This is a genomic window from Roseateles sp., from assembly GCF_036404855.1.
GTDB lineage: Bacteria > Pseudomonadota > Gammaproteobacteria > Burkholderiales > Burkholderiaceae_C > Pelomonas.
On the sequence record NZ_DASWYS010000321.1, the window covers coordinates 1 to 2,953 of the forward strand.

Annotated in this window: 5 protein-coding genes; 2 read left to right on the forward strand and 3 right to left on the reverse strand. The window is 64.1% G+C overall.

Translation table 11 applies throughout. The features are described 5' to 3' along the window. The coding region (locus VGF12_RS21720; protein ID WP_331178136.1) for an endonuclease domain-containing protein at positions 1 to 187 on the reverse strand (187 nt) is incomplete at its 3' end. A gap of 290 nt (positions 188 to 477) precedes the next feature. Then, positions 478 to 855: a DUF2147 domain-containing protein gene (locus VGF12_RS21725; RefSeq protein WP_331178137.1), complete on the reverse strand. Its 378-nt coding sequence runs from the start codon at positions 853 to 855 to the stop codon at positions 478 to 480. Between the two features lie 520 nt (positions 856 to 1,375). Between VGF12_RS21725 and VGF12_RS21730 the strand changes: the two genes are divergently transcribed. Both VGF12_RS21730 and VGF12_RS21735 read left to right on the forward strand, forming a co-directional pair. Beyond that, positions 1,376 to 1,837 carry a mobile mystery protein A gene (locus VGF12_RS21730; protein ID WP_331178138.1) on the forward strand — a complete coding sequence of 154 codons (462 nt, stop codon included), beginning with the start codon at positions 1,376 to 1,378 and terminating at the stop codon, positions 1,835 to 1,837. Next, positions 1,834 to 2,418, forward strand: coding sequence for a mobile mystery protein B (locus VGF12_RS21735; RefSeq protein ID WP_331178139.1), 585 nt, complete (start codon positions 1,834 to 1,836; stop codon positions 2,416 to 2,418). The genes VGF12_RS21730 and VGF12_RS21735 overlap by 4 nt, the downstream gene beginning before the upstream one ends. Here VGF12_RS21735 and VGF12_RS21740 read toward each other — a convergent pair. Next, positions 2,415 to 2,870, reverse strand: coding sequence for a YcgN family cysteine cluster protein (locus tag VGF12_RS21740; protein ID WP_331178140.1), 456 nt, complete (start codon positions 2,868 to 2,870; stop codon positions 2,415 to 2,417). The genes VGF12_RS21735 and VGF12_RS21740 overlap by 4 nt on opposite strands. Positions 2,871 to 2,953: the final 83 nt, after the last annotated feature.

The window sequence follows — 2,953 nt, forward strand, 5'->3', positions numbered from 1 at the left end:
GTTGGCTGCCATCGACTTCCACCACGAGCCTCGCCCGATGCGAGGCGAAGTCGGCATAGAACGGTCCGAGTTGGACCTGCCGGCGGAAGTGGAAATGGCTGAAGGGTTCTGTGCGAAGGAGACGCCACATCGTCGCCTCGACCGGCGACATGGTCTTGCGCAGGTTTCTGGCCCGTTCCGTGGACATCCCAACCCCCACCCACCACGCTACGCGTGGTCCCCCCTCCCCACAAGGGGGAGGGAAAAAGTGCAAGAGCCGCTTGCCTCTCAGTGCTGGAGAGCCACTGACCCCTCCTTTTCCCTCCCCCTTGTGGGGAGGGGGGACCGGCGAAGCCGGTGGGTGGGGGTGCCGCCTGCACCGGCCCCGAGGTGGATCAGCATAAGAGCCTCCAACCCCCCAAATGCAAAAACCCCGCGCCAGGCGGATGGCACGGGGTCGCAGTTCGGCAGTTCTTGGGGGCTGCCTATATCGCAGCCTTAGATGCGGCTCAGTTTGACGGTCTGGCAGAACAGGCCCTGGCAGCCATTGACCTTGAGGCTGTCCTCGCCGGTCATGACCATCGTTCCGGCATAGGTGTCGCCGGCATGCTTGACCGTGCCGCTCCACTTGTTCTCGGTCGACTGCGTGCCCTGCACGATGACCTGGTTCAGGTACTGCCGGTTCACGTCATCCTTGTCGCGCAGCCAGATCAGGCGCGCACAGAGGGCGTCGCTGCCGCACTCGGTGATCTTGTAACGGCTCTTGCCGTCGTCGGCCTGCCAGGTGCCGGTGGGGTCGGCTGCGAGAGCCAGCACGGGCGCGGTAGCGAGGCCCAGCGCGAGAGCGGCGGCAGCGAATTTTCTTGCGAGGTGCATGTGAATGCGTCTCCGTGTTCAGATCAGGGTCATGTCTTGGTGTTGCTCCCATAAGTGGGGACTTTGTCTGAATCTTGAATAACAGGTCCGTTCATCTGGCGTTCAGGAACCGGGCCATGATGCGGCGCTCAAAAGACAGCCATGCTGACGCATTCCTGAACGCCCCACTCACCGGCCATTCACCCCGCCACATTTGCCGCCCCGGCATGAGCGCCCCACAGCCGATGACAATCTGCTCACGAAGCCGTGATCGCTGATCGTGCCCCCTCCTGACTCCTCCACCGCTCGCGGGGACAACTTGTTCGCTCGAGCCGCGCCACGGCCGCCGGCACGTCCGATCGACACGGCCAACACCACGGCGCTCGTCAGGGTCACCGCCTCGAAGCCAGGCCGCAGCCTGGTTTTGCGTATTATTTTCCAGGCTCCAGCCTGGTTTTATGATATCGTTTTCCAGACTATAACCTGGAATTAATCGATATACCCCAGGTTATAGCCTGGTCGTGGACAGGTGTTTACCCAGATGAGAAGCCATTCCAATCGCTTAGCGAGAAAGCGCCTCGACACAAAACTGGCGCCGTTTCGAGCCCTGACGACGATCGACATGCCCCGCACCGGCTGGCTTCGGGCCATTCGGCAAGCTCTGGGCATGAGCAGTCGCCAGCTGGCAGAACGACTCGGACTCGCGTCGCAAAGCGTGGACGACATGGAGAAAACCGAAGCCACGGGTACGATCCGGCTCGATACCCTGCGCCGGGCTGCCGCAGCGCTCGATTGTACCCTCGTCTACGCCCTGGTTCCCAACCAGTCGCTGCAGGCAATGGTCGAGCGGCGCGCGCGGGCCCTGGCCACAGCTGCGCTGGACCGGGTCGACCAGACCATGGCCTTGGAAGACCAACGGGTTGAGAACCCGGACCGCGAAGAGCTCATCGAGGACTACATCCGCCAGCATATCCGCGATCGCGATCTGTGGGAGCGGCGGTGACCGCCGGCTTCGAGCAACCTGACGGCGCCACGCCCCTAAAGCTCGAGGAACTGCGTGGCCTCAAGCCTGCCTGGATCACCAGCCGCCGCGATCTCGACGAAGCCGAGGAGGCCAATATCCTGCGCGGCCTCGCCTGGACGCAACGCGCCCGAGGCGACGGCCTCTCGGAGGAGTTCGTGCTCCGGCTGCACAAGCAGATGTTCGGCGATGTCTGGCAGTGGGCCGGCACCATCCGCCATCGCGAGACCAATATCGGCACGCTGCCGCACCAGATCAGGCCGGCGCTGCGCGAGCTGCTCGACACGGCGCGCTGGTGGCGTGAGCAACGCCCCTTCCCCATCGACGAGATCGCGGTTCGCCTGCACCACCGGCTGATGCAGATTCATCCGTTTCCCAACGGCAATGGCCGGCACACCCGGCTGATGGCGGATTTGCTGGTCGAAGAGCTCGGCGGCGACCCGTTCACCTGGGGCCGCCAGAACCTGGTGGCGGCCGGGCCGCTGCGCGCAAGCTACATCAGCGCGCTGAAGCAGGCGGATGACGGCGACATCGCCGCCCTGCTCGCCTTTGCCCGCTCCTAAATCTCCTCCGGCGGTTCCCAGTTGGGCCAGTCGGCGACGTGGTCTTCCCATTCGCCGGGTTTGACCTTGGTCTCGCTGATGGTGCGGCCGCGGACCGAAACGCCCACGGCGGCGACGGTTTCGGGGTCGCCCGAGATCAGCGGGTGCCACCAGGCGAGGCCGCGGCCCTCGGCGATGCGGCGATAGGCGCAGCTCTTGGGGATCCAGTCGATCTCGACCACGTTCTGCGGCGTCAGCTTGATGCAGTCCTTCACCTTGGACTGGCGGTTCGGATAGTCCGAGCAGCGGCAGGTGTCGCCATTGAGCAGGCGGCAGCGGACGTCGGAGTTGTAGATCTCGCCGGTGTCTTCGTCCTCGAGTTTCATCAGGCAGCAGCGGCCGCAGCCGTCGCAGAGCGCTTCCCACTCCGCCGAACTCATCTCAACCAGCGTTTTTTCGTCCCAAAAGGCCATATGTTCGCCGCCGTTCAAGGGGATTTCACTTGTCGCCGCTAATCAGGGTATCCTACCAGAGTTACCGGCCAATCCCCTGGAGC